This is a genomic window from Paraburkholderia guartelaensis, assembly GCF_004353905.1.
Lineage (GTDB): Bacteria > Pseudomonadota > Gammaproteobacteria > Burkholderiales > Burkholderiaceae > Paraburkholderia > Paraburkholderia guartelaensis.
The window spans coordinates 1-24,627 of the sequence record NZ_SMOD01000035.1; the positions used below are offsets into that span (position 1 = coordinate 1).

A 24,627-nucleotide genomic window follows, 5' to 3' on the forward strand; every position below is an offset into this window, starting at 1 on the left:
GCGCAAAGTGATCTACACGACCAACGCCATTGAAAGCGTGAACGCCCAGCTACGCAAGATCGTCAAGACGCGTGGGCACTTCCCCACGGACGAGGCCGCGACCAAACTGCTGTGGCTGGCCTTGCGCAATATCACGGCTGACTGGAGCCGTGCCGCACATGACTGGAAAGCCGCGATGAACCAGTTCGCGATCCTCTACGAGGATCGCTTCACCAGGAATCATTTGTAGAATGCAATTGATGACCTGCCAGACGGCAGGTTTTTATCTGCCTTGCACACAAAAATTCAGACACTTCCAAAGTAGGTGCCGCCCCGCACAGGGGCAACGCACGCACACCGACGCGAAAACAAGCCACCCGCAAAGCACACATTTCACAGATGGTTTTCTACCAGCCCCCTCGACCCAGAAACATCCTCGCCGCTGGGCAAAGACAAATCGCCATCGCCCAACGCGTCCCCAACCTCAACCTCCCCATTCAAAACCGCCCGAGCCCGCGCAACATCCATCGCCCCTTCCCACCGTGCAACCACAATCGTAGCCACACCATTCCCAATCAAATTAGTCACAGCCCGAGCTTCATTGAGAAACCGATCCACCCCCAACAGCAGCACCAGCCCTGAAACCGGAATCTTATGCATCGAAGCAAGCGTAGCAGCGAGCGCAACAAACCCCGCTCCGGCCACACCGGCAGACCCCTTCGAAGTCAGCAGCAAAACGCCCAGCACGACAAGCTGATCGAGCAGCGTGAGATGAATATTCATCGCCTGCGCAACGAACAGGGCGGCCATCGTGAGATAAATCGCCGTGCCATCCGCGTTGAACGTATACCCAGTCGGCAACACCATGCCGACAACAGGCCGCGAACAACCAAGGTTCTCCATCTTGACGAGCATCTGCGGCAGCACAGCCTCGGTCGACGCCGTACCGAACGTGATCAGAATTTCGTCCCTGATATAGCGAAGATACTTCCACAGCGAAAATCCGCAAACGCGCATGACGAGCCCGAGCACGACCACGACGAAGAAGATCGACGTCACATACAGACAAAGCATCAACTCGCCAAACGACGCCAGCGTGCCGAGCCCGTACTTCGCGACCGTGAACGCCATGCCGCCAAACGCGCCCACGGGCGCGACGTACATGACGATACGCACGACGCCGAACATGCCCTGCAAAAACATGTCGAGCATATCGACGAGCGGTGCGGTGCGCGGGCCGAGCTTCGCCAGCGCAATGGCGAACAGCACCGAGAAAAAGATGATCGGCAGAATTTCGCCGTTCGCAAACGCGCCGACGATGCTGTTCGGCACGATGCTCATGAGGAAGCCGAGCGCCGTGTGGTCGTGGGCCGCGTGCGCGTAGCTGGCGATAGCCGAGCTGTCGATGTGCGCCGGATCGATGTTCATGCCGCTGCCCGGCTTGATCACGTTCACGACGACGAGGCCCACGAGAAGTGCGATGGTCGAAGCCACTTCGAAGTAGAGCAGCGCCTTAACGCCCACGCGGCCCGCTTCGTGCAGATCGTTCATGCGGGCAATGCCCACGACCACCGAAGCGAAGATGATCGGCGCGAGCGCCATGCGGATCAGCTTGATGAAGAGGTCGCCAAGCGGTTTGAGATCGGCTCCGATATCCGGATAGAAGTGGCCGACGAGAATGCCCGCCACGATACCGATCAAGACTTGTATGTATAGCTTCGAAAGATACTTTTTGAGTTTCGAGGGCCGCATGTCTGTCTCCTGAGCATGGCGCCATCCAGGTGAATCCGGGCGACCGCCAACCGCCATGCGTGCAGCGATTGTGTTTCCGGTCGCGCTGTTCTCTTCGCTTGAGCGTCAAGCCGTGAGCTTTTGCATTTCTGCAAACAGATCGGCCTTGCCCTCAAAGCCGATGCCGGGCAGGTCGGGCATCGTGATGTAGCCGTTGTCGACCTTCACGCCATCGGGGAAGCCGCCATAAGGCTGGAACAGGTCGGGGTACGACTCGTTGCCGCCAAGCCCGAGGCCCGCCGCGATGTTGAGCGACATCTGGTGGCCGCCGTGCGGGATGCAGCGGCTCGCAGACCAGCCGTGCTGATGCAGCATCTCCAGCGTGCGCAGATATTCAACGAGGCCGTAGCTCAGCGCGCAGTCGAACTGCAGCCAGTCGCGGTCCGGACGCATGCCGCCGTAGCGGATCAGGTTGCGCGCGTCCTGCATCGAGAACAGATCCTCGCCGGTCGCCATCGGCTTGTCGTAGTAGTTGCGCAGCGTCGCCTGCAATTCGAAGTCGAGCGGGTCGCCCGGCTCCTCGTACCAGAACAGGTCGTATTGCGACAGCGCTTTCGCGTACTGGATCGCGGTGTCCAGATCGAAACGGCCGTTGGCGTCGACGGCGAGCTTCTGGCCGTCGCCCAGCACGCTCAGGATCGAATCGATGCGGCGCAGGTCCTCGTCGAGCGACGCGCCGCCAATCTTCTTCTTCACGACCGTGTAGCCGCGGTCGATATAGCTGCGCATTTCGTCTTTGAGCTTGTTGTGGTCCTGGCCCGGGTAGTAATAGCCGCCCGCCGCGTAGACGAAGATCTTGCGGTCGGGCTGGCCGTTGCCGTAGCGGTCGGCGAGCAGCTGGAAGAGCGGCTTGCCTTCGATCTTCGCTACGGCGTCCCACACCGCCATGTCGATCGTGCCGATCGCAACCGAGCGCTCGCCATGGCCGCCCGGCTTTTCGTTGGTGAACATCGTCGCCCAGATCTTGTGCGGGTCGAGGTTGTCGCCCGCGTCGTTCACGAGCGAGGCGGGATCGGCTTCGAGAATGCGCGGGATGAAGCGCTCGCGCATCAGCGTGCCCTGGCCATAGCGGCCATTCGAGTTGAAGCCATAGCCGATGACGGGCTTGCCGTCGCGGATCACGTCGGTGACCACGGCGACGAGGCTGAGCGTCATCTTGCTGAAGTCGATGTAGGCGTTGCGGATCGAGGAACTGATCGGAACGGTTTTTTCGCGGATTTCAACGATTCTCACGGGTGTCTCCTGGTGGCACGGCCAGCATGTGCGGTCGCTCTCGCGGTCGTCGCGGTTGGCTGGCTGTTGGAGACGCTAGGTTATGCGCCCGGATCGGTACTATGATTCACTTGTTTTCACATCTTTATTAACCTGCGGTGAAGAATGACCTGACCTCCTATCTGGAGTTTTTCGTCCTGCTCGGGCGTTACGGAAGCCTTTCGAGCGTTGCACGGGACATGGATATCACGCCGCCGGCGGCGACCAAACGCCTCGCGCAGCTCGAGGCGCGCCTGGGCGTCAGGCTCGTCAACCGGACCACCCGCAGCGTGAGCCTGACCGCCGAAGGCGAGACCTTTCTGCACTACGCGACGCGCATTCTGGCCGAAGTGAAGGAAATGGAGGATGTGGTGTCGTCGAGCCGTTCCGTGACGCGCGGCTTGCTGCGTGTGAACGCGACGCTCGGCTTCGGGCGCACGACGATCGCGCCGCTCGTTTCGGAGTTCGCGAGGCGGCATCCGCATGTCGAAGTGCAGCTCGATGTCACCGACCGGCCGATCGACCTCGTCGAAAGCGGCGTGGATCTGGCGATCCGTTTTGGCGAGTTGCCCGACAAGCGGCTCATTGCGCGGCGCATCATGACGAACCGCCGCCTGCTGTGCGCGTCCCCGCGCTATCTGGAGACGCAGGGCACGCCCGCAACACTGGGCGATCTCGCCAATCATCAGTGCATCGTGCATCGGCAGAACGACAACGCTTACGGCATATGGCGCCTCGAGCGCGGTGGCGAGGCGCATTCGGTGAAGGTTCACGGCATGCTGTCGAGCAACGACGGCGATATCGTGCTTGGCTGGGCGCTCGACGGGCACGGCATTCTGCTTCGCTCGGAGTGGGATCTGGCGAAGTATCTGGAGAGCGGGCGCTTGCGCGTCGTGCTGCCCGAGTTCGTGCAGCCGCTGGCCGATTTGTTCGTGTACTACCCGAACAAGCGCAATCAATCGGCGCGTGCGCGAGCGTTCATCGATTTTCTGGCGGAGCGGTTCAATCGGCACGCTGCGGTGGCTGCGCCCGCGCAATCGGGCGGGTGAATGCGTGATTGCGTGAATACGAGCGGCGAGGCGCTGCAAGCGTAACCGCTACAGCGAACTGCCCCCGCAGATCATGATCTGCTGCCCCGTGATCGCGCCGGCCTGCGGGCCGAGCAGATACGCGACCATCGAGGCCACTTCTTCCACCGTCACGTAGCGCCCGATAGGCGGCATGACCGGCGCGCTCGACGTGCGCTTCGGATCGTTCAACATGGGCGTGGCGGTTGCGGCGGGCGAGACCACGTTGACGGTGATGCCGCGCGGCGCCAGCTCGATCGCCCACGAACGCGCCATGCCGACCATCGCGGCCTTGACGGCCGCGTACTGGCTGCGCCCCGCAGCGCCGCCCGACACGCGGCTGCCGATCAGCACGATGCGGCCGCCTTCACGCATGGCGGGCACGAGCGCGTTGGCGAGCGCCGAGGCGGCGGCCACGTGCAGACGCCACATCGCTTCGCCGCTTGCGTCGTCGAGTTCTCCAACGCGCGCCGTTTTCATGAAGCCGGCCGCGTGCACGAGGCCATCGACCGCGCCCATGCGCTGCGCGAGTCCGGCAATCGCAGCGGTGTCGTCGAGGTCCGCGGCGCACCAGGTGAAGCGTGGATGATCGAGATCCGGCGCGCTGCGGCTCAGTCCGATCACGTCGTGGCTCTCGGCGAGCAGGTGCTTCGCAATGGCGTAGCCGATGCCGGAGCTTGCGCCCGTCACGACCATGCGCCTGTTCGCGGCCGTGGCTGTCGTGCTAATTGCTGCGGTCGTTGCGGTCGTTGCGTTGTCCATTGTCGTCTTTCAATGCGCGGCTCCCGCAGGCACCTCGATCGGCTCGATCGTGAGCCCCGCGAGATTGCGGAATGCCTGCAATTCGTCATGCGACGCGCTCGCGTCCGTGATGAGCGTCCACGGCTTCTCGATTGGCGCCCAGTGCTGCTGGCTGTCGCGGTTGAGCTTGTCGGCGGTCACGAGCACGAAGAGGCTCGCCGCCTGCCGCATGAGGCACTCCTTGAGGTAGGCCTGGTCGGCGGTCGCTTCGCACAGGCCGCGGCCTGGCACCACGCCATCGGCGCCGAGGAAGGCCTTGTCGACCGTTACGCGCGTGAGCGCGAGCTGCGCGATCGGCCCGAGCGTGCTCATGCTCGACTCGCGCACCTCGCCGCCGATCAGCGTGAGCGGCACGCTGCTGCCCGCGAGCGCCTGCACGACGAGCAGGTTGTTCGTCACGACGCGAATGTCGTGACGGCCCGCCTGCGCGAGCACGCGCGCCAGCGCGGCGGTGGTGGTGCCGCTGTCGAGGAAGATCGTGTCGCCGGTACGCACGTGGGCGGCAGCCGCGTGGCCAATGGCGTCCTTCTCCGCCTGGAAGCTCTGGCGGCGCTGTTCGAGCGATTCCTCGGGCGCATGCGTGCTGACCGAGGCCGCGCCGCCATAGGTGCGCAGGATGAGCCGCTCGTCGGCGAGCGCGCGCAGGTCGCGGCGCACGGTGGCCTCCGACATGCCGAAGTGTTCGCACAACTCGGACACTTCGGTCATGCCGGAGAGGACGGCCTGGAGCATGGCTTCGCGACGGCGGGCTACTTTCATGGAGTGTTCGGCGTTGGGTTCGGGACGCCGCTTCGCGGCGAGGCAGACGGCCTGGACAATACGGCGCGCACGCAGTTTACACGGTACTTTACCGCGTGCTGCACCCCGTACTGTATCCAGTTTCCGACGCCTCGCGTTCATCGCGTGGGGTCCCGGTTCCCGGTCAGGCGGCGGCAGGCGCGGGCTGTGATGCGGCGCTCGCCGCGCTGGCCCATTCCTCCGCCACGCTCACGTACTTGATGCGCTGGCGGAAGTACGTGTAAGCGATATGCAGGCGGCCATCGGGCGACTGCGCGATCGACGGATACGAAAACTCGCGGTTGAGCTTGTCCGTCGAATTGTTCGTCATGCAGTAGCCGTCGCCGGTTTCGAGGTTGCGCGTGATCGGCCAGGTGCGGCCGCCGTCCGTCGAGATCGCGAGCGTCATCGGTGCGCGCGGCGCGCCCCAGAACGCGGTGCCGTGCGCGGAGGCGGCTTGCGTCACCAGCTCGCCGCTGTCTTCCGAATCTTCGATGTCGTCGTAGAGCGAAGCGCGCCGACCGGTACTCTGCGCCGCGCTGCTCGCGTTGAACACGAGGCCCAGGTGCCCGTTGGCGAGCGCGACGAACTGGATCGACGAGTTGTTGTTCGGCAGCGCGAGCGCGTGCGGTGCGCTCCATGTCATGCCGTCGGCGGAGCGGCTCGCGTAGATATGGTCGGCCCAGCGGCTGCGGTAGAGCGCGAGGAGCGAGCCGTCCGCGAGCGACTGGATGTTCATGTGCACGCAGCCCACGCTTGCGGGCACCGCGTGTTCGGTCCAGCTCGCGCCGTTGTCGGTCGAGCGCATCACCATGCTCACGTCGTCGTTGCCCGACCAGCGCTCGCCCGGCTGGACGCGGCACAGGAACGCGGGGCACAGCCACGCGCCGTCGCGCGCCACCACGATAGGCTGGCGCACGAAGGTGCCGGGGCGGTCGAACAGCGTTTCGATGGGGCCCCACGTGCGGCCCTGATCGGTGGAAACGCGGCGGCGCACGATCGACGTGTTCTGGTGACCCGAGAGCTGCGCCGTGTAGATCAGCCAGGTTTCGCCGTTGGGCGCCGCAAAGAGCACCGGGTTCTGCTCGGAGCGCGTCGGGTCGTCGGAGAGGCGCACCGGCTCGCTCCACGTGTCGCTGCCCCTGGTCAGGCGCGAGAGGTAGACCGAAATGTCGGGCACGCCTTCCTGGGTGCCGCCGAACCACGCGCAGAGCACGTCGCCATTGGCGAGGGCGAGCAGGTTCGCCGCGTGGCACTGCACCGTGGCGGCCGGGAGGTAGGCGTCCGTGCGCGCCGCGTCGCTGGGGGCGGCATGCAGGCGGCCGGGCATGGTGAACGCGGCTTCGGGCAGCGTGGAGGGAGTCGTCATGATGAATTCCTGTTGCGATGTGGCAAGGGGTTCGCGCGTTGCGCCTTACGAGTCGGAATGCACGACACGCTGGCCGTTGCCGCTCGCCGTGGGCGTGAGCAGCTTCTCGACGACCATCACGATCGCGGGCGAAACGAGCGCGATGTACATGTTGTCGATGCCAAGCGGATTGCCGAGCAGATACCAGATCGTGGTGGCGATCGTCGCGACCACGAGCGCGCTGATCGCGCCGCGGTTGCTGTTGAAGAAGGGCAGGTAAATGCCCATCAGCGCAACCACCGTGACCGAGAGGCGCAGCGCACGGGTGAAGAACGAGAGCGCGAGAATCTGCGGCACGAACAGCACGAAAATGAGCGGCAGGAAGCCCACCACGAAGGAGATCGTGCGCGTGGCGCGCAGCTCTTTCTCAGGCGTCGGGCGATAGCGCGGTACGTAGAAGTCCTTGACGATCAGCGAGGCGATGGCGAGCGCCACCGTGCTCACGCTCACGAAAATCGAGGCGACGAGCGAGACCGTGACCACGCCCGAGAGCAGCGGGTGCATGTGCTGGAGAAAGATCGGCAGCGCGTAGAGGCTCTTGATGTTGGGGAACAGGAACTTCGCCGCGACGCCGAGAAAGCCGAGCGCAATCGCGATGGGAATGCACAGCGCGCCTGCGATCAGCGTGGAGTTGCGCGCCTCGTTCGCGGACTTCGCGCCCGAGATCGCCTGAATGATGAACTGCGTGGAAAAAATCGCGCCGGCCGTGCCGATGATCCATGCGCCGATCGTGCCGCCGCTCAGCATGCCGTTCCAGGTGAAGTACTGGGCGGGCATGGCGTGCATCATCGGCGCGACGCCGCCCGTCATGGAGAGCGCAACCCACACGAGGATGCCGATGCCGATGAGCTTCACGGTGCTGTGCAGGATCGTCACGTAGGCCACGCTCTTCAGGCCGCCCCAGGCGAAGTAGATCGTGCTGACGACAGCGGTGATGAACGCCGCGGTGGGCAGGTTCACGCGCATCACGGTCGAAATGGCCGCGGCGCCGCTCACGTAGTTGCCCACGTTCACGATGAAGAGCGCGTAGATCATGACGGCCGAAACGACGAGCCTTGCTGTCTTGCCGTACTTCTGCGCGATGAAGCCCGAGATCGTGAATTCGCCGGAACGGTAAAGGCGCCTGGCCATGAACAGGCCGAAAAATACGAAGCCGATCGAAGCGGAGATCACCGACCACGAAGCCGCGATGCCCACGTTGAAGGCTTCCTGCGAGGTGCCGATGGTCGACTTCGCGCCGATGTACTCCGACATCAGCAGGATGGCGATCACGATGGCGGGCGTGGAGCGGCCCGCGACCATGAACTGTTCGGTGGTCTTGCTACGCAGCCGGATGCTGATCCAGGCCGTGACGACGATATACACGACCACCATCGCGATGATGATGGAGGTGTCCCACACAGTGAGGCGATTCATAGGTGATGTCTCCGATTATTGTGTGCAGGGCGGCCGGCGACCGCGCGGGCGCCGGCGGGGGCCGTGCACTAAGCCGTCTGCACGGCGCGGCGCGTAGCGAGGTCTTGTGCCTGCTTCAGCGCTTCGAGCATGCTGCGTTCGTCGGCAATGCCCTTGCCCGCGATATCGAACGCCGTGCCGTGATCGACCGAGGTGCGGATCACCGGCAGCCCCACCGTCACGTTCACGCCGGCTTCGAGGCCCATCACCTTCACGGGGCCGTGGCCCTGGTCGTGATACATCGCCACGACCACGTCGAAGTCGCCGCGGCCTGCGCGGAAGAACAGGGTATCGGCGGGCAGCGGGCCTTCCACGTCCCAGCCGCGCTCGCGCAGAACGGCCACTGCGGGCATGATCTTTTCCTCTTCCTCGCCATAGCCGAACAGGCCGTTTTCGCCCGCGTGCGGATTGATGCCGCAAACGCCGATGCGCGGCTCTTCAATGCCCGCGCGTACGAGCGTTTCGTGCGCGCGCTCGATCGTGCGCTGCACGAGGCCCGGTTCGATCTTGCGGATCGCGTCGAGCAGGCCGATATGCGTCGTCACGTGAATCACGCGCAACTTGGGTGCCACGAGCATCATCGAGACTTCGGGAATGCCCGTGAGGTGCGCGAGCATTTCCGTATGGCCGGGGAAGATATGGCCGCCCGCGTGGAGCGCTTCCTTGTTCAGCGGCGCGGTGCAGATCGCGTCGAGCTCGCCTGCCGAAGTCAGCTCGACCGTGCGCGCGATGTACTGGTACGCGGCGTCGCCGGCAACGGAGGAAAGCTGACCGTAGGGCATCGACTCCGGAATCAGGCCGAGGTCGATGCAGTCGACTACGCCCAGCTCGAAACGTGCGTCGGCGGGGGCCTCGACCGAACGCACTTCGAGCGTGACGCCCACGCGCCGCCCGGCGTCGACGAGCCGCTTTGCGTCGCCGATCACGAGCGGGCGGCAGCCGTCGTACACCGACTGGTGCGCGAGGCTCTTCATGATGATTTCCGGGCCCACGCCGGCGGCATCGCCCATCGTGATGCCGATTACGGGACGATAGTTCATGGCTTCCTCTTTGCTGGAGTGGCGCGGCGCGTTCGCGTCCGCTTGCGTCATGGCGGCGAGACGCTGCCATGCGCGATAAAGGGTGTCGGGCCGTCCGAAGCCGCCCGCCTTGGTGACGACGGGCAATACGCGCGACGCCTGGGTGGCGGCCATGAGCGGCACGCCGTTTTCGATTTCTTCGACCACGCGCAGCGTGGCCACGTCCATGGCCGCGAGCAGCGCGCGCGCCGTTTCTCCGCCCGTGGCGATCAGCGCGGCTGCGTGCGCGGCGGCGGGGGCGAGGCATTCCGCGAGCTGGCGGGCGAGCAATTCGCCGTCGCCGACCAGGACGCGCTCGGTCTGGCTCACGGCGACCACCGCGTGACGCCCGCGCATGAGCGTGTTCGTCACGCGCGTGCCCAGCGTGAGCGACTCGGGGCTCACAGGGTCGAGCAGCGCAACGGCGTCGACAGTGAAGACGTCGAACGCATCGCCCGCATTGACGCGCAGCGTGGCGACCTGTTCGTGCGAGACGCTCGACATGCTGCCCACTACCGCCAGCACGCCGCGCGGGTGTTGTGCGATCGTTGCAGGCGCAACGGCTAATGCGGGCGACGTGTTTTGCGGCGCGTGGTCGTTCGTGAGGCGCGCGATCACCGTTTGTGCGAGTCCCGCCGAGCCGACCCAGAACACGCCGTCGAGCGTGGCGGACGCTTCGGCGAGCAGGGCGAGGTCGGCGTCCGTTTCGCTGTCGCAGATCACGGCCTCGCACTTTGCGGCGCGCAAGGCATCGAGACGCGCGCGCAATGGCAGAGCGCCTTCGCGCACGGCTTGCAGGCCGACGTGCGCGACCTGCAAGCCAGCGTCCGTCAGCATGGAGGGCACGTGGCCTGTGCCGCCGATGCTTTCGTTGCGCCAGACTTCCGTCTCTTCGACGGGCGTGCCGTTCACAAGGAGGCATCCGTCCCGTGTGGTGCGGCCGGCTTCCGGCAGTGCGGGTGCCACGATCGCCATGCCCGCGTGAGCCGCGAGCGCGGCCACTTCGGCGGCGACGTTGCCTCGCAGCGTCGAATCGATCTTCTTGTAGAGCCGCCGGCCGGCGGCGTGCGCACGCCAGGCCTGCGCGTTCGCGCTCGCCGCGTCGGCGGGCGCAGCGCGGCGCGTGTCGGTGTCGATCGCGAGCACGTCGGGACCGGCTGTGCCGCCGTGCGCCGCAGCCGCGTTAAGGCAGACCACGCTGGCAAGGCCGCGATGCGTGCTCTTCACGGCGCAGTCGGCCGTGCCGGAGAGATCGTCTCCGAGTATCAGCAGGCGCACGTTGCGGGTGGTTGGCGTGTTCATGGCAGCAGACGGCTGTAGATCGCCTTGATGTCGTCGAGGCTCAGCGCCTTGGGATTGTTGCCGAGCAGGCGCTTGACCTTGGCGGCCGCAACGGCGAGCGCGTCGAGATGCGTTTCCGACACGCCAAACTGGCGCAGATCCTGCGGAATAGCGAGCGCCGCGGTCCATTCGCGCAGGCGCTCGAGAAATTTGTCGGCGGCGGCCTGATCGCTGTCGTCGTGCTGCGCGATGCCGAGCGCGTGCGCGACGGTGGCGAGGCGGCCGACGATGGCGTCGAGATTGAACGCCATCACGTGCGGCAGCAGCATCGAGTTGGCCACGCCGTGCGTGATGTTGAACATGCCGCCGAGCGGGTAGGCGAGGGCGTGCACGGCCGCCGTGCCGGCCGCGGTGAGCGCGAGGCCGCCGTACATCGAGCCGAGCAGCATGGCTTCGCGCGCCTTCAGCGAATGACCGTTCTCATAGGCTTCGAGCAGGTTCGCACCAATCAGCCGCATGGATTCCATCGCGAACATGTCGCTGATGGGATTGGCCTTGGTCGAGATATACGACTCGAGCGCGTGAATGAACGCGTCCATGCCCGTCGCAGCCGTAATGGGCTTCGGCAGGTCGAGCGTGAGCGTGGCGTCGAGTATCACGAGCTGCGGCAGCAGATGGCGGCTCACAATGCCCACTTTCAGCTCTTCGTCGGGCAGCGTGACGATGGCGTTGGGCGTGACCTCGGAGCCGGTGCCCGCCGTGGTCGGCACGAGCACGAGCGGCACGCCCGGCGTCTTGATCAGATCGATGCCGAGCCATTCGCGCAGCGGCTGCGCATTGGTGAGGCGCACGGCGAAGAGCTTCGCGGCGTCGAGCACGCTGCCGCCGCCGACGGAAAGCACCGCGTCGGGCGCGAACGGCTCGATCTGGCCGCGAAACACCGTTTCCACGTTCTCGATGGTCGGCTCTGGCTGCACATCGCGCACGATCAATACTTCGATATCCTTGGCTTCGAGTGCCGCCACCACGCGCGCCGCGACTCCGTTTTCCTCCATCACCGGTTGCGTGATGAACGCAATGCGGCGAACCGGGCGGTCGAGCAGCGCGAGCTTTTCGGGCAACTGGTCGAGGCTGTTGGCGCCGTGCACGACGTGCTTGACGGTCTGGAAGTGATAAACGGGGTTCATATCGTGAGTCTCGATTTCGGTCTTGCTGCTGTTCTTGCGGAAGGGCGTTCGTTCGGTGGCGATCGTGGCTTCAGGCTACGCGCGGGTAGATTTCGAGCGCCTGCGCGAGGCGCTCGCGCGTGGCGGCGTCGAGCGGCTGCGCGGGCGATCGTGCCGGGCCGGCGGGCATGCCGAGCATGGCAGCCGCGGTCTTGAGCACCACCGGCATCGTGCCGAGCGCGAAGGCGTCGCGCAGCGCGCGCAGCGATTCCTGGGCGCGGCGGGCCGCCTCGATTTCGCCTGCCTGGAAGTGATTCCAGATCGACATCACAACGCCCGGCACCGCATTCGTCGTGGCGGCAACGGCGCCGTCGCCGCCTGCGATCAGCGACCAGAGGATCATCGAATCGGTGCCCGTGAATACGGCGAAATCGTCGCGGCGCAGGTTGATGAGTTGCAGCAGGCGGTCGAAGTCACCGCCGCTGTCCTTGATGCCGCGAATGTTCGGAATCTCGGCGAGGCGGCGCACGGTGTCGATGGTGAGCGTCACGCCCGCTTTGGCCGGAATCGTGTAGAGCATCACCGGCAGCGGCGTCGCGCCTGCGATGCGCTCGTAGTGCGTGAACAGTTCGGGCTGCGAAGCACCGTTGAAGTACGGGGTGATGACGGAGACGGCATCGACGCCCGTATCCAGCATCTTGCTGTTCAGCTCGATCACGTCGCGCGTGGCGTAGGCGCCGGTGCCCGCGATCACGGGCACGCGCGAGCGTGCCTGATCCACGGCGATGCGCGCGATGCGCAGCTTTTCCACCTCGGAAAGCGCGATGAATTCACCGTTGGTGCCGAGCACGAACAGCGCGTGCACGCCCGCGCCGATCAGGCGATCGACGAGCGTGCGCAGGCCGGCTTCGTCGACTTCTTCGTCGGCGGTCATTGGGGTGATGAGGGCGGGGATGATACCCCGGAAATTCACTGCCATGTTCGTTCTCCACTTCGCCGGGGGACAACGCGATGTTGCCCTCCAGACTCGCGGCGCGATGGGGCGCGCCGCGCGGTTTACCTGCTGATTCGCCTGCAGGTTTGAATGCTAGAACCGGTGCCGCAGCCCCAATGCCGCGACGATCTGATGCGAATTGCTCGAGGCCGTGATCGGCCAGAGCGCGGCCACCGCGGCCTTGCCGGTCGAGTCAGTGCCGCTTGCGCGCTGATACGCGGCGGTCAGGTAGATATCGGTGCGCTTCGAAAGCAGATAGTCGCCGCCGATATTGGCCTGGTTGTAGTGCGCGTCGCCGGCGCCGTGGCTGTTCGTGTACTCATACGCTACGCCCATCAGCAGCGCAGGCGTGAATTGATAGCTGAAGTTCACTTCGGCATTGTCGAACACCGCCGTTGCCCCACGGTAGGCCGCAATCGGCGCCGCCGCCGCGCCCGAGCCGAGATCCTCGAAACGCGAGTTCGAATACACGAGACCGACCTTTGCGTTGCCGAACGTGTAGTTGCCCGCCACGGAGGCGACTTGCTGCGTGCGCGCCGACGTGTAGCCCGAGAAGATCGGCGAGTTGTTCGGCGAAATGGGCGCGGCGCCGGCCGTGCCGTCCCACAGCGCGGTGTTGGGGCGCGAGGTGTTGATGTACGACGCGGCCAGCGCGAGCGGCCCTTGCGAGTAGCCCGCCACGACACTCCAGATGCGGTTATTGTTGAAGGCGCCCGGTGTGCCGCCGAAGCTGAACAGCGCGCCGCCGCGGAAACCGTGATAGCTCTGGCTCAGGAACTTGATGCTGTTGCTGACGCGCGAATTCACATACAGGTTGTCGGTGTCGCCCGGATGCGCGCCGATGCCGCCAGCCCACTGATTCGCGACGACGAGCGGACCGACGAGATCGGCCGAAGGTTCGTTCTGGCGGCCGAGCGTGACGCTGCCGAACGGCGTGGCCGCGCCCACCCAGGCCGCGCGGCCGAACATACGGCCGTTCTGGCCCAGCGTGCCCGTGGTGCTGCTAAAACCGTTTTCCAGCTGATAGATGGCCGCATACCCGCCGCCCAGATCCTCGGTGCCCTTGAGGCCCCAACGGCTGCCGGACAATACACCGCTCGACATCTGGTAGTTCGCCGAACCCTTCTGGTTGTTCGTGTACACGAGCGACGTGTCGATCAAACCGTAGAGGGTGACGCTGCTTTGCGCATGCGCGCCGATCGCGACGCCCAACAGGCCAAGCATGGCGGTGGTCCTTCTCATCTTTTATTGTCTCCGGCAGGTTAGTTTTTTTGACTGATTCGATCAAAGCTGGCGGCGCTTTGGACATCGACGGGCCTCGAATTGATCGGTTGAGTCATCTTATTTGAGCGAAACGATCGATTCAACCGAGGGAAAACCCTGAATTTGATCGAATCGATCATTTTTTGGAGGGTTTGTCAGCGGAGAGCAGGGCGAATCGACTCTGCGCGGAACAGACAATCCATCCGGCTGGAAAGGAAGCGGTGACTGCTACAACCGGCTGATGTTTGCGGTAACGTGCCCATTCGCAGAGGCTGGAATGACGCAACGAACAGGAGAGACAGATGACAAAGCGAGTGATAGTGACCGGCGGCAGCGGCCTTGCCGGCAAATGGGTGGTCGAGAATCTGGTAGCGCACGGCTACGAAGTGTTGAATCTGGATCGTGTGCCCATGCCGAAGCGCACCGCGCGCACGCTGATCACTGACATCACCGACGCGGGCCAGGTTTTCAACGCGATCGCCTCGACCACGGCGCCGGTGGAATTCGCCGACGACCTGGAGCCGAAACCCATCGACGCGATCGTTCACTTTGCGGCGATTCCTCGCATCATGTTGACGACCGATAACGAGGTCTACCGGATCAACGTGATGGGGACCTACAACATTCTGGATGCCGCTGCGAAGCTGGGGGTCCGCAAGGTGATCGTGGCTTCGAGCGAGACGACTTACGGCGTGGTGTTCGCCCACCGGCATCGCGATCCGGCGTACTTCCCGCTGGACGAGGACTATCCGGTGGACCCGATGGACAGCTACGCGACCTCGAAAGTGGTCAACGAAGTGACCGCGAAGGCATTCCAGGCGCGCACCGGGTCGGACATCTACTGTTTTCGCATCGGCAACGTGCTCGATCCCGAGGATTACGCTAAGTTCCCCACGTGGCTCAAGGACCCCGCGCTGCGCAAGCGCATTGCATGGAGCTATATCGACGGGCGAGACCTCGCCAACGCGTGCCGCCTTGCCATCGAAACGGACGGGCTCGGCTTCGAGATCATGAACGTCGCCGCGGATGATGTGTCGTCCGACTTGCCGACCCAGACGCTGCTGGATCGCTACTATCCGGGCGTGCCGGTCAAGAAGGCCCTCGGCGAGTTCGAGACGCTGCTCAGCAACGAGAAGCTCAAACGCCTGCTTGGCTGGCAGCAGCAGCACTACTGGCGCGACGAGGCAAAACGCTTCAATCCGTAAGCGGTGTTGTCAGCCTCGAAAACGCACAGGGCCAGCGCATGCTGGCCCTGTTCACGACATCTACGCTGCAGGCGTTAAGCCGCCAGCTTGAGCGCTTGCGAGAAGTCCGCGATCAGGTCGTCGATATCCTCGATGCCCGCCGAAAGCCGCAGCATGCCGTCGGAAATGCCCATCGCCTTGCGCGTTTCTGCGCCAGCTTCGAAAAAGATCGTCGGCGCGACGGGGATGATGAGCGTGCGCGTGTCGCCGAGACCGGTCGCCTTGATCGGCAGTTCGAGCGCGTTGACGACTTCGATCATGCGTTCCGCGTTGAGCAGTTCGAACGAGAGCAGCCATGACGCGCCCTTGAACAGCGCCTGTGCGACCTCGTATTGCGGATGGCTCTTCAAGCCCGGATAGAACACCTTGCCGATGGCTTCGTGGCCTTCGAGAAACTGCGCGAGCGCGAGCGCATTGTCGCTGCTTTGCTTCACGCGCAGGGCGAGCGTTTCCGCGCCCATTGCGATTGCGTGTGCCTGCTCGGACGACAATGACGCGCCCATGTCCCGCAAGCCTTTCTTGCGGATCTGCAGGAGCCCCTGATCTTTCGCTGCCGAACGCCGGTAATCGTCGGCAATGTTCGGGTACGCGCTCCAGTCGAACAGGCCCGTATCGGTCACCGCACCGCCGAGCGCGGCGCCATGGCCCGCGATGGTCTTCGTCAACGAGTTGATGACGAGGCTCGCGCCGACCGCCTTAGGCTGGAACAAGGCGGGCGAGGTAATCGTGTTGTCGACGACGTAGACGATGCCGCGCTCGCGGCACAGCTCGCCGATGCCTTGCAGGTCGGGGATCTGCGTGCCCGGATTCGCGATCGTTTCGACGAACACCATGCGCGTATTCGGCTGGATGGCGTTCTTCACGTTCTCCGCGTCGCCGGCGTCGACGGTCGTGACTTCCACGCCGAGCGTGCGCAACGTGCCGAACAGGCTGTTGGTGTTGCCGAACACGTAACGGCTCGACACGAGATGATCGCCCGCGCGCAGCAGCGTGAGGAACGTCGCCGTGATCGCAGCCATGCCGGTGCTGAAGCAGACCGTGCCGGTGCCGCCTTCCAGGCTCGTGATCTTGCGCTCGAGCGCGGCGGTCGTCGGGGTGCCTTGCCGTGCGTAGTTGAAACCGCCTTTCTTCGTGCCCTGAAACACGCCGATCAGGTCCTCGACGCGCTCGAAACCATATTGCACGGACGTATGAATCGGCTGGCGCACGCCGCCGTGCTCGGTGCCTGCGATCCTGTCGCCGTGAACGATGCCAGTGGTGAAGCCTTGCTTGCTCACTCTTACTCCGTCTCTCAAGTCGATTGCGTTTGGCACATTATCGCCTGTAACGCGCGTTGCCGGCAGCGGGGACGCACCGAGCCAATCCGGCGATCGCTATCGCAGTTCGGACTCCGACGGTTCCAGCACGCTGCGCAGCTTGCCGAGCAGCCAGTTGACCAGCGCGTTGTTGTGCCGGTAGTGATTCCAGGTGGGAATCTGGCGAGCGCCCAGAATGCGTTTGAACTCATAGGACGTCGCGCCCAGTTCGATTTCCTCAAAGCCTTCGCGAATACCGAATTCGACCGTGCGAATGAACATGGCGAAGTACAGGCCGTATTGCTGGCTCTTGTCGTAGTCGAGCCCGATATAGCGGTTGACGAGGTGGCGTCCCTTGCCGATCAACTGGGTGAAGCCAATCAACTCGTCGTCGAGAAAGTACAACAGATAATGGCTCAGGCTGCGGGTATTGGCGAAATACTCCGGCGTGAGCTTCTCGAACTTCAACTCGGCCTTTTGCCAGGTCTTCAGATACAGTGCATACACTCTGGCGATGAGGTGATCGGGCAGACCCGCGCATTCTTCATAGCGCAGCGCGGCGGCTTTTTTCAGTTTGCGCTTGAGCAGGTTCCTGCGGTCGCTCTTCATGGCCTGGTAGTAGTCCGGGCCGATCGACAGCACCGGCACCGGCAGGCCTTTTGCCGCCACGAAGCCGCGCAGCGGCAAGTCCTCGGCGAATCCCTTGTACGCGAGCAGGCTTCCTTTCTTCGCAAGCGCCGCGCTGATGGCCGCGAGCGTTTCCTGCGAGACTTCGCCCTGGATGCGGCCGGCATCGACGGTCGGATGCCCGATGCAGGCCAGCTTGAAGCGGATCCAGCTCAAGCTTTGCTTCAGCCAGCCGCTGGGAAGCAGCGTGTTGAGCCGGAAATCCATCACGAAGTAGGGCGCCACGGTAACGAGTGCGCTGTCCCGGTACACGGCGAAATAGCCGAAGCTGAAATCATCCAGCCGGGCCGTCTGAAAGGCACGGTAAAACTCCGCCCCCTCCGGCTCGTCGGGCAGAAATCCCTCTGGCGGAGCGGCCAGATCCTCGATGTGCAGCATGGATTGCGGTCCCCACTATTTCTGATTGCTTTGTTGACTGCTCGATATCGGGCACCGATTGTCGGCGATCTTCGCTGCGTTGTCGATTGGCGCTGCGGGGCTCGCGCAAATGTCACAACTGCGAATCGAGGAGGGCGGCCGCGTGTTCGAGCAGCTTTTCCCGCAACGACCGGCGGCGCCAGTCTTCGAGCGTGATGCGTTTCGCGAGGGCGACGTCGGCATCGAAAATGGCCGTCTGCTGGCGCGCGAAATCGCGGTCGTAGATGTTGAGATTGGCCTCGTCGTTGAGCTTGAACGAGCGGCTGTCAAAGTTGGTCGAGCCGACCGACACCAGATATTCGTCGACGACGATCAGCTTGCAGTGGAACATCGTCGGCTGATATTCGTACATCTCTACGCCAGCCGCGAGCAGGTCGCCCCAGCACGCACGTGACGCCTCGCGCACCGTGTGGGTGTCGATGCGCTTGCCGGGCGTGATGATGCGCACCTGCACGCCGCGCTTCGCCGCCTCGACGATCGCGTTGATCGTCAGCTTGTCCGGTACGAAGTACGCCGTCGACAAATGGATGGAGCGCGCCGCCGCGGTGATCGCCATGAGGTACATCAGCTCCATGTCGTCGCTGCCGCCCGAGGGCGAGCTGCTGAACATGTGCGCGAGGCCGTTGCCCGCGTCGTCGATCTCGGGAAAGTACAACGGGCCGTGCAGCACATTGCCTGTCGACTTGACCCAGTTGTCCATGAAGACGGCCTGCATCTGTCCGACCGCCGGGCCTTCAAGGCGAAAGTGCGTGTCGCGCCAATGCTTCGCGTCCTGCGCGTGGCCGGTCCATTCGTCGGCGATACCCACGCCGCCCGTAAAGCCGATGCGTCCGTCGATCACGAGCAGCTTGCGGTGGGTGCGGTCGTTCATGCGGCCAAGACCCGTCCAGTGTGGCTTGTGATACAGGACGAGCTGGACGCCCGCTTCGCGCAGCATCCGTTGATAGCGCTTGTCCATCTTCGACGAGCCGACCCAGTCGAGCAGCACATGCACGGCGACACCCGCGCGCGCCTTGTCGGACAACGCGCGCGCGATTTCCTCGCCAATCGCGCCGGACCAATAAATGAAGGTCTCAAAGGTGATGGTGTGCTGCGCCGAGCGGATGCCCGCCAGCATCGACGGAAAGATCTCGTCGCCGTTCACGAGCACATAGAAGCGGTTGCCTCCCACGACGGGCGGCCCGAGCAGCAGCCCCATCGAGCGGATGAACTGTGGGCTGTCGCTCGCGTAAAGGCGCTTGATCTTGTGCTCGATCTTCTTTTCGCCGCTCGTGAGGTTCGCGATTACCAGGATGACGACGAGCGTCACCGCGACCGTCACGACGATGAGGGCAATTGTCGACATGCGTGGGCCTTGCCTCGCGGATGGGAACGATGCCCTGCTGTAGCACATTGCGTGCGCAAGCGACGCCGGACGATCAATCCGGCCCGTCGGCTCCAGCCATGTCGTCCAGATTCGCCTGCATTTTCATGATGACGCGCTGCAAGGCTTTGATTTCGTTGACGGTCACGCCATCGGAGAGGCGGTTGACCCAAGGGGCCTGAAGACGCATCGCCGCTTCGAAGGCTTGCCTGCCCTCGTCGGTCAAAACGACAAGCTGCGCGCGGCGATGGTGAGGGTTAGCCTCGAAGCGGACCAGACCGTCGTTTGCGAGGTCGTTCACGATCCGCTGCACGTTCTGGCGATTGGCCCCCAGATCCCGGGCGATCCAGGCCACGGGCTGTGGGCGTTCCGCGGCGCTGATGGCGCCAAGCATTTGCCAGCGCGCACTCGTGAGCCCGAGGCCCTCGACCAGACGGTCGCCCGAGGTGAGCAGTCCGCTATTGAGCCGGAAGAGATCGAGCATGATGCTCGACAGGAGTTCGCCAGCCGGTGTTCTCGCAGGTTCGCGCATATGTCACCATATTTTCAAATTGACATCATCATGTCAATTTACTATAAATTGGCCATGACCGGTTGACATCATGTCTTTTGGAATCTGGAGTGCACCATGCTGCAATTACGTCCGCTTGATCCTTCTTTCCCGATCGAACGCCAACTTGCCATTGACGCCGAGCCCGTTGTGCTCGTGAACGTCTTTACACTGGATCTGGCCGATGAGGCGAAGTTTCTGGAGGTCTGGCAGGAGGACGCTGCGTTCATGAAGCAGCAACCCGGTTTTGTTTCGACGCAACTGCATCGTGCGCTCGGAGAGCATCCGGCTTATTTGAATTACGCGGTCTGGGAATCCACTGCGCATTTTCGGGCGGCATTCTCTCAGCCGGCGTTTCGTTCGAGCCTGGCCGCGTATCCTTCTTCGGTGATCGCGTCGCCGCATATCTTCCAGAAAGTCGCCGTGCCGGGTATTTGCGCGAGCTAGGCGCCGTCTCACGTTTTTATGTAGTCGTTGCGGTTTGAGTTCAGGTCGCCGCCGGTTGCCGGCCCTTGGCCGCGTTGCGGCGAAGAGCGGGCAATTCGTGGAAAAGCAACGGCATGGTCAATGGGTACTGGCGGGCAAAACCGTTGAGATCACGCCGGTCGCGCTGGCAACGAGCACATAGTCGCCGGCTACGCCGACCCAATGGTAGCCGCGCGGCGGCGCTTTCAGGCCATGCTGATTCCAGTTTTCGACCACGAAAATCCGGTCACGGTATTCAGGCGGCAGGCGGTCGCCACGATGCCAGTCGCGATGCGGAATCGCACCGACCGGACGGTTGGCTCTTTCAATCGACGTGGGCGGCGGGTTGCCAGGACGATGTTCAGGCTGCGATGCGAACGCGGTGCCTGTCGTGGCGAGCAGGGCGGCAATAACGAAGAGTGTCGTGATTTTTGCTTTCATGGTGAATGCTCCCATTAGTGTTCAAGAAAAGAGGAAGTGAGATGAAATTCACTCAGGAATGTTGATCATTCACTGAGAGATTCACTTCCACTGGATTCGCTGGCGCGATGCGCCTCATCTGCGACGCGACTCGACGTGCGATTCTTGGCGATGGACTCGCCCTGCGGGGCGATGGTCGGCGCTGGCAAACGGGCCATGGCCATGAACGGCGCCATCATGAGGAGGCCGGCAATTGCGAACGTGGAGTTGAGTCGGTTGAAGTAGGTGTACACGCTTTTCTCCCTGACAATGAAATAAAGGATTACTAATCTATCGATGGACTGGCTCGAAGTTCGAGCGAAGCCCCGAGGAAGACTGGCTCCGAATCCAAAGCTTGCACCAAGTTTACATTTCGTAAGATTTGCTTTCAAGCAATCGGAGCGAAAATATCGTGCGGCGTAACGCCTCACAAAATTGGAGCGCGAACACGGCGGCAGCGCACGCCAAAGCCGCGAAGCGAGCCGCGGCTGGGCGCGTCAGTTACAGCCAGCCTGCGTTGCACAGGCCAGCGGGGGCAATGCCTCAGAGCGCGAGCACGCGCGCCTCGATGCGCGCGAGACGTTTGACGTGGCGTGGCGCCGGGACGAGATCGGCGCCCGAAAAGAGCACGGGGGCGCCATGCTGCGCGTCGAGCGCCTTGTCCCCACATTCGTACGCGACGATCACCTTCTCGCCAACAGGCGTGTTGAACAGTTCATGCCACGAAAACGTCACGAAGTAACCGTCATGGCCGACGGCGAGGAAGATCATGCGCTTGAAGTCGCCGTCCACGTCGTTGCGAAGTTCGGCCTGCGCGAGCAGGTCCGTGAGGCGCACGCCGCGATAGGGCGCGACCGCCCGGATGAAGCGCTGCGTGGTGTAGCAGCGCAGGTCGAACGCCGGGCACGTGACGGCCGGATATTGCCGGAGCGCTTCGAGCGAGAGGGACATCGGACGCACGAGGCTGCCCGTGAGCTGGAGCGGGCTAATTTGCCCAGCGGTGTTGTCGATCGGGGCCGGGGCGGTCGCGATATCCATGCATGAGTCTCCGGGTCGGTAATGTAGCGTTCGCTATAGTCCAGCGTATATTACGCTCGCGATCGACCGGAGTCAGCCTCGCCTGCAAGATGCCGGACATGCCGCGGCGGTTATGTCCCTCAAGGCTGGGCGCGCGGCATCTGCGTGAAGTCAGGCAATGGCGCCGTCCCTGAGCCTGAACGCGGCCACGGTCTCACGAAGCGCATGCGCCTGCTCGGCAAGCGCATACGTTGCCGCCGATGCCTCCTCCACGAGCGCCGCGTTCTGCTGCGTGACCTCGTCCATTTGCGTGACCGCGATGTTCACCTGCTCGATGCCCGTCGACTGTTCGCGTGATGCCGTCGAAATATCTTGGACGGTGCCGGAAACCCGCTGCACGGCTTCGACGATCTCGTCGATGATGTTGCCGGCGTCGGCGACCTGAGACGATCCGCTTTCGACGTGTTCTTTCGACTGCTCGATGAGCGCCTTGATCTCGCGCGCCGCACTTGCGCTGCGCTGCGCGAGCGTGCGGACTTCGCCCGCGACGACGGCGAAACCGCGGCCTTGCTCGCCCGCACGCGCCGCTTCGACGGCGGCGTTGAGCGCAAGAATGTTGGTTTGAAACGCGATGCCGTCGATCAAGCCGATGATTTCGCCGACCTTGCTCGAGCTGTCCGCAATGGACTGCATCGTGCCGACCACGCCGCGCATTACCGTGCCGCCACGCGCCGCGGTCTGCGCCGCCGTACCCGCTAGTGAGCTGACGTGCTCCGCATTCTGGGCGTTCATGCGTACGATCGACGTCAGCTCTTCCATACTAGCGGCCGTTTCTTCGAGCGACGCTGCCTGCTCTTCGGTACGCGAGGACAGATTCTGATTGCCCGAGGCGATCTGCGCGCTCGCCGTTGCGACGCCTTCGGCGTTGGCTCGGACCTCGCTCACTACGCGCGCGAGGCTCGTCTGCATTTTCGCAAGCGCCGTGAGTAGTTCCGCTGTTTCGTCGTCGCCATGCGCATGCAGATCGGTCGACAGGTCGCCGTCGGCGACCTCGCGAGCGAAGTCCACGGCGCGGCCCAGCGGGCTCGTGACCGTGCGGCTGAACAGCACGCCGCCCGCCAGCGCGAGCAGGAACGCGACCACCATCAGCACGGCGCTCACGATCGTGGCGTGCGCGGCCTGCACCGCGGCCTGGGCGGCTACTTGCGCATTGGTGGCGGCGATGATCTGCGCGGCACGGTCGAGCAGTTGGGCTGGCGCGCGATCGACGCCGGCGACCACGGTATCGCCCGCAACGGGATCGGCGCCCGCCGCCTTGAATGCCTCGAAGCCCTTGCGATACCCCTGGCCCATCGCCTCATGCGCATCGGCGAACTGCGCGACGAGTGTGCGCGCTTCGCCTTCGGGCAGCTTCGTTTCGAGCGCGGCGGCGAGATCGTTGACAGTGCGCTCGCGCTTCTGAAACGCGCTCCAGTAACGATCGAGTTTTTGCGGGTCCTTGCCGCGCAGGAGGGTGTCTTTCCACTCCTGCACCTGCAGCTTGAATTCGACGAGCGTCGCAGACACCATGCGCTCGTTCGCAGCGGCGTCCTGCACGGTGGTGCGGTAGGTATCGATGGCCTGGTTGAGCGTGTGGATACCGTAGAACGCACCCGCCGACATGAGGGTGAGGGACGCGGCGAAAGCGAGGGGAATCTTACGGCTGAGTTTCATGGGGTTCGAATGGCTAAAAATGCAAGGCGCATGACGCGCCGACTTCCTTATTACGGCTCGAGCCCGCCCTTCTTGAGGTTTAGCGCATTACGTCGTCTTTCATCATACGTAATCGGATAGAAACACCTCGTGCGCGGACGGTATTCATCATCGACAATGCTTGGGAAAGTCTGACTATTCGCGTGCCATTTTTCTAAAAGAAGCGTGCAGGCGGGCGCTAGAGGATCGCGAATAAATGTGTATTCCTTATTAAATGGATCGATGCCGTCAGGCAGTTCATGGCTGTGAGCCTCACTACGAGAGGCGCCGGGTCTCGTTGCCCAGACGCGGCCGTTTCGCGGCGGCATTCCAGCCCAACGCGTTGTACACCGCATAGAGCGCCATGCCGGCGTACTCATGGAGCGCGAAATCGGTGATGGTGAAGTTGTACGCAAGCGGTAGTGGCGATAAAACGGCGCGCAGATAGTCGGCGCGCATCGGCGTGGCATCGACACCGAAATGCGAAAAATACAGCAAGCTTCGCCGTAGGTGAATGGCCGACGACACCAGCAGTACTTCGTCCGCCTGGTATCGCTCGAGCAAGGCGCTGGTGAATTGCGCGTTTTGCCATGTGTTCATGCTGTCGGGCTCGCTGAGCACATCGGCAGACTCGATACCGAGCCGGATCAAGGTGCCTCGATAGACCGAGGCTTCCGACTCGCCGTTATGACGCGGATCGCCGCCGCTCACGACGATCTTGCAATCCGCGCCGGTCTTGCGGCAATCGCGGTAGAGCGCGGCGGCTTCGACGATGCGCGAGTACGAAAAAATGCCCGGTTCGATGAGGTCGGCGCGGGGCACCTTTTCCGTGCCTGCGCCCAGCACCACAATGGCGTTTCGTTTGCTCCACTGCACCGTTGGATTCTTCGCATAGGCCGATTGCAGATTCGTCAGCAGCCAGGCGGGAACAGGGCCGCAGCCTGCGGCAAGAAACAGGGCGAACGAAGCGGCATAGAGCACGCCACTCGTGCGGCGCCATTTGAGCGCAGCGAAACAGGTGGCAACGGCAATGGCGACGAGAAGGACAACGAGCGTCATGCGAACCACCTGATATCGAAATGAAATTGGCGAGCACGATGGCCGCCGC

At 63.6% G+C, this 24,627-nt stretch carries 23 protein-coding genes; 4 read left to right on the plus strand and 19 right to left on the minus strand.

Going from position 1 to position 24,627, the window contains the following annotated elements:
- A partial coding sequence (locus E1N52_RS32475) for a transposase (RefSeq protein ID WP_133184843.1) occupies positions 1-229 on the plus strand: 229 nt, incomplete at its 5' end.
- A gap of 143 nt (positions 230-372) precedes the next feature.
- Here E1N52_RS32475 and dctA read toward each other — a convergent pair.
- Both dctA and E1N52_RS32485 read right to left on the minus strand, forming a co-directional pair.
- On the minus strand, positions 373-1,731 hold the full coding sequence (dctA, locus tag E1N52_RS32480) for a C4-dicarboxylate transporter DctA (RefSeq protein WP_133187602.1): 1,359 nt from the start codon (positions 1,729-1,731) through the stop codon (positions 373-375).
- Positions 1,732-1,836: 105 nt separating this feature from the next.
- Entirely contained in the window at positions 1,837-3,003 is a 1,167-nt protein-coding gene (locus E1N52_RS32485) for a mandelate racemase/muconate lactonizing enzyme family protein (protein WP_133187604.1), read from the minus strand.
- Positions 3,004-3,140: 137 nt separating this feature from the next.
- Between E1N52_RS32485 and E1N52_RS32490 the strand changes: the two genes are divergently transcribed.
- Positions 3,141-4,070, plus strand: a complete 930-nt coding sequence (locus E1N52_RS32490) for a LysR family transcriptional regulator (protein WP_133187606.1) — start codon at positions 3,141-3,143, stop codon at positions 4,068-4,070.
- Positions 4,071-4,118: 48 nt separating this feature from the next.
- On the opposite strand, the gene E1N52_RS32495 is transcribed toward E1N52_RS32490, so the two are convergent.
- From E1N52_RS32495 to E1N52_RS32530, 8 genes are all read right to left on the minus strand, one after another.
- Positions 4,119-4,850: an SDR family NAD(P)-dependent oxidoreductase gene (locus E1N52_RS32495; RefSeq protein ID WP_133187608.1), complete on the minus strand. Its 732-nt coding sequence runs from the start codon at positions 4,848-4,850 to the stop codon at positions 4,119-4,121.
- A gap of 9 nt (positions 4,851-4,859) precedes the next feature.
- Entirely contained in the window at positions 4,860-5,648 is a 789-nt protein-coding gene (locus tag E1N52_RS32500) for a DeoR/GlpR family DNA-binding transcription regulator (protein WP_133187610.1), read from the minus strand.
- 163 nt (positions 5,649-5,811) lie between these two features.
- Positions 5,812-7,035, minus strand: coding sequence for a sialidase family protein (locus E1N52_RS32505; protein WP_133187612.1), 1,224 nt, complete (start codon positions 7,033-7,035; stop codon positions 5,812-5,814).
- A 45-nt stretch (positions 7,036-7,080) separates the two neighbouring features.
- Positions 7,081-8,490, minus strand: a complete 1,410-nt coding sequence (locus E1N52_RS32510) for a sodium:solute symporter family protein (protein ID WP_133187614.1) — start codon at positions 8,488-8,490, stop codon at positions 7,081-7,083.
- 68 nt (positions 8,491-8,558) lie between these two features.
- Positions 8,559-10,889 (minus strand): 4-hydroxythreonine-4-phosphate dehydrogenase PdxA, encoded by a 2,331-nt coding sequence (gene pdxA / locus E1N52_RS32515; protein WP_133187616.1) that lies wholly within the window; start codon positions 10,887-10,889, stop codon positions 8,559-8,561.
- Positions 10,886-12,055, minus strand: coding sequence for an iron-containing alcohol dehydrogenase (locus tag E1N52_RS32520; protein ID WP_133187618.1), 1,170 nt, complete (start codon positions 12,053-12,055; stop codon positions 10,886-10,888). The genes pdxA and E1N52_RS32520 overlap by 4 nt, the downstream gene beginning before the upstream one ends.
- Before the next feature lie 70 nt (positions 12,056-12,125).
- Positions 12,126-13,013, minus strand: coding sequence for a 4-hydroxy-tetrahydrodipicolinate synthase (gene dapA / locus E1N52_RS32525; RefSeq protein ID WP_133187620.1), 888 nt, complete (start codon positions 13,011-13,013; stop codon positions 12,126-12,128).
- Positions 13,014-13,121: 108 nt separating this feature from the next.
- The gene (locus tag E1N52_RS32530; RefSeq protein WP_133187622.1) at positions 13,122-14,270 is read right to left on the minus strand and encodes a porin; all 1,149 of its coding nucleotides are present in this window, start codon (positions 14,268-14,270) and stop codon (positions 13,122-13,124) included.
- Between the two features lie 323 nt (positions 14,271-14,593).
- On the opposite strand from E1N52_RS32530, the gene E1N52_RS32535 reads away from it, so the two are divergent.
- Entirely contained in the window at positions 14,594-15,496 is a 903-nt protein-coding gene (locus E1N52_RS32535) for an NAD-dependent epimerase/dehydratase family protein (protein WP_133187624.1), read from the plus strand.
- A gap of 74 nt (positions 15,497-15,570) precedes the next feature.
- Here E1N52_RS32535 and E1N52_RS32540 read toward each other — a convergent pair whose 3' ends face one another.
- The 4 genes from E1N52_RS32540 to E1N52_RS32555 form a co-directional block, all read right to left on the minus strand.
- A complete protein-coding gene (locus E1N52_RS32540) occupies positions 15,571-16,812 on the minus strand; it encodes a cystathionine gamma-synthase family protein (RefSeq protein ID WP_133187626.1) in 1,242 nt (413 codons plus the stop codon).
- 96 nt (positions 16,813-16,908) lie between these two features.
- Positions 16,909-17,895 carry a GNAT family N-acetyltransferase gene (locus E1N52_RS32545; protein WP_133187628.1) on the minus strand — a complete coding sequence of 329 codons (987 nt, stop codon included), beginning with the start codon at positions 17,893-17,895 and terminating at the stop codon, positions 16,909-16,911.
- Between the two features lie 112 nt (positions 17,896-18,007).
- Complete coding sequence (gene cls, locus E1N52_RS32550) at positions 18,008-19,279, minus strand: cardiolipin synthase (protein WP_133187630.1); 1,272 nt, start codon at positions 19,277-19,279, stop codon at positions 18,008-18,010.
- 73 nt (positions 19,280-19,352) lie between these two features.
- Positions 19,353-19,781, minus strand: coding sequence for a MarR family winged helix-turn-helix transcriptional regulator (locus E1N52_RS32555; RefSeq protein ID WP_425468176.1), 429 nt, complete (start codon positions 19,779-19,781; stop codon positions 19,353-19,355).
- Positions 19,782-19,925: 144 nt separating this feature from the next.
- Here E1N52_RS32555 and E1N52_RS32560 point away from each other — a divergent pair, with 144 nt between their 5' ends.
- Positions 19,926-20,294 carry an antibiotic biosynthesis monooxygenase family protein gene (locus E1N52_RS32560; RefSeq protein ID WP_205965701.1) on the plus strand — a complete coding sequence of 123 codons (369 nt, stop codon included), beginning with the start codon at positions 19,926-19,928 and terminating at the stop codon, positions 20,292-20,294.
- Between the two features lie 117 nt (positions 20,295-20,411).
- Here E1N52_RS32560 and E1N52_RS32565 read toward each other — a convergent pair whose 3' ends face one another.
- The 5 genes from E1N52_RS32565 to E1N52_RS32585 form a co-directional block, all read right to left on the minus strand.
- A complete protein-coding gene (locus tag E1N52_RS32565) occupies positions 20,412-20,753 on the minus strand; it encodes an RcnB family protein (protein ID WP_133187634.1) in 342 nt (113 codons plus the stop codon).
- Between the two features lie 65 nt (positions 20,754-20,818).
- A complete protein-coding gene (locus E1N52_RS32570; RefSeq protein ID WP_133187636.1) occupies positions 20,819-21,025 on the minus strand; it encodes a hypothetical protein in 207 nt (68 codons plus the stop codon).
- Between the two features lie 289 nt (positions 21,026-21,314).
- Positions 21,315-21,809 (minus strand): molybdopterin-dependent oxidoreductase, encoded by a 495-nt coding sequence (locus E1N52_RS32575; RefSeq protein WP_133187638.1) that lies wholly within the window; start codon positions 21,807-21,809, stop codon positions 21,315-21,317.
- A 150-nt stretch (positions 21,810-21,959) separates the two neighbouring features.
- Positions 21,960-23,501, minus strand: a complete 1,542-nt coding sequence (locus tag E1N52_RS32580) for a methyl-accepting chemotaxis protein (protein WP_133187640.1) — start codon at positions 23,499-23,501, stop codon at positions 21,960-21,962.
- A 294-nt stretch (positions 23,502-23,795) separates the two neighbouring features.
- Complete coding sequence (locus E1N52_RS32585) at positions 23,796-24,578, minus strand: YdcF family protein (protein ID WP_133187642.1); 783 nt, start codon at positions 24,576-24,578, stop codon at positions 23,796-23,798.
- Positions 24,579-24,627: the final 49 nt, after the last annotated feature.

What these genes read in the sequence shown, in the direction of transcription:
- E1N52_RS32575 (WP_133187638.1), bottom strand. Translation starts at nt 21,809, where the DNA reads ATGGATATCGCGACCGCCCCGGCCCCGATCGACAACACCGCTGGGCAA.
- dctA (WP_133187602.1), bottom strand. Translation starts at nt 1,731, where the DNA reads ATGCGGCCCTCGAAACTCAAAAAGTATCTTTCGAAGCTATACATACAA.
- E1N52_RS32585 (WP_133187642.1), bottom strand. Translation starts at nt 24,578, where the DNA reads ATGACGCTCGTTGTCCTTCTCGTCGCCATTGCCGTTGCCACCTGTTTC.
- E1N52_RS32580 (WP_133187640.1), bottom strand. Translation starts at nt 23,501, where the DNA reads ATGAAACTCAGCCGTAAGATTCCCCTCGCTTTCGCCGCGTCCCTCACC.
- E1N52_RS32495 (WP_133187608.1), bottom strand. Translation starts at nt 4,850, where the DNA reads ATGGACAACGCAACGACCGCAACGACCGCAGCAATTAGCACGACAGCC.
- E1N52_RS32565 (WP_133187634.1), bottom strand. Translation starts at nt 20,753, where the DNA reads ATGAAAGCAAAAATCACGACACTCTTCGTTATTGCCGCCCTGCTCGCC.
- E1N52_RS32545 (WP_133187628.1), bottom strand. Translation starts at nt 17,895, where the DNA reads ATGCTGCACATCGAGGATCTGGCCGCTCCGCCAGAGGGATTTCTGCCC.
- cls (WP_133187630.1), bottom strand. Translation starts at nt 19,279, where the DNA reads ATGTCGACAATTGCCCTCATCGTCGTGACGGTCGCGGTGACGCTCGTC.
- E1N52_RS32555 (WP_425468176.1), bottom strand. Translation starts at nt 19,781, where the DNA reads ATGCTCGATCTCTTCCGGCTCAATAGCGGACTGCTCACCTCGGGCGAC.
- E1N52_RS32500 (WP_133187610.1), bottom strand. Translation starts at nt 5,648, where the DNA reads ATGAAAGTAGCCCGCCGTCGCGAAGCCATGCTCCAGGCCGTCCTCTCC.
- E1N52_RS32520 (WP_133187618.1), bottom strand. Translation starts at nt 12,055, where the DNA reads ATGAACCCCGTTTATCACTTCCAGACCGTCAAGCACGTCGTGCACGGC.
- E1N52_RS32560 (WP_205965701.1), top strand. Translation starts at nt 19,926, where the DNA reads ATGCTGCAATTACGTCCGCTTGATCCTTCTTTCCCGATCGAACGCCAA.
- E1N52_RS32510 (WP_133187614.1), bottom strand. Translation starts at nt 8,490, where the DNA reads ATGAATCGCCTCACTGTGTGGGACACCTCCATCATCATCGCGATGGTG.
- E1N52_RS32535 (WP_133187624.1), top strand. Translation starts at nt 14,594, where the DNA reads ATGACAAAGCGAGTGATAGTGACCGGCGGCAGCGGCCTTGCCGGCAAA.
- E1N52_RS32530 (WP_133187622.1), bottom strand. Translation starts at nt 14,270, where the DNA reads ATGAGAAGGACCACCGCCATGCTTGGCCTGTTGGGCGTCGCGATCGGC.
- E1N52_RS32505 (WP_133187612.1), bottom strand. Translation starts at nt 7,035, where the DNA reads ATGACGACTCCCTCCACGCTGCCCGAAGCCGCGTTCACCATGCCCGGC.
- dapA (WP_133187620.1), bottom strand. Translation starts at nt 13,013, where the DNA reads ATGGCAGTGAATTTCCGGGGTATCATCCCCGCCCTCATCACCCCAATG.
- pdxA (WP_133187616.1), bottom strand. Translation starts at nt 10,889, where the DNA reads ATGAACACGCCAACCACCCGCAACGTGCGCCTGCTGATACTCGGAGAC.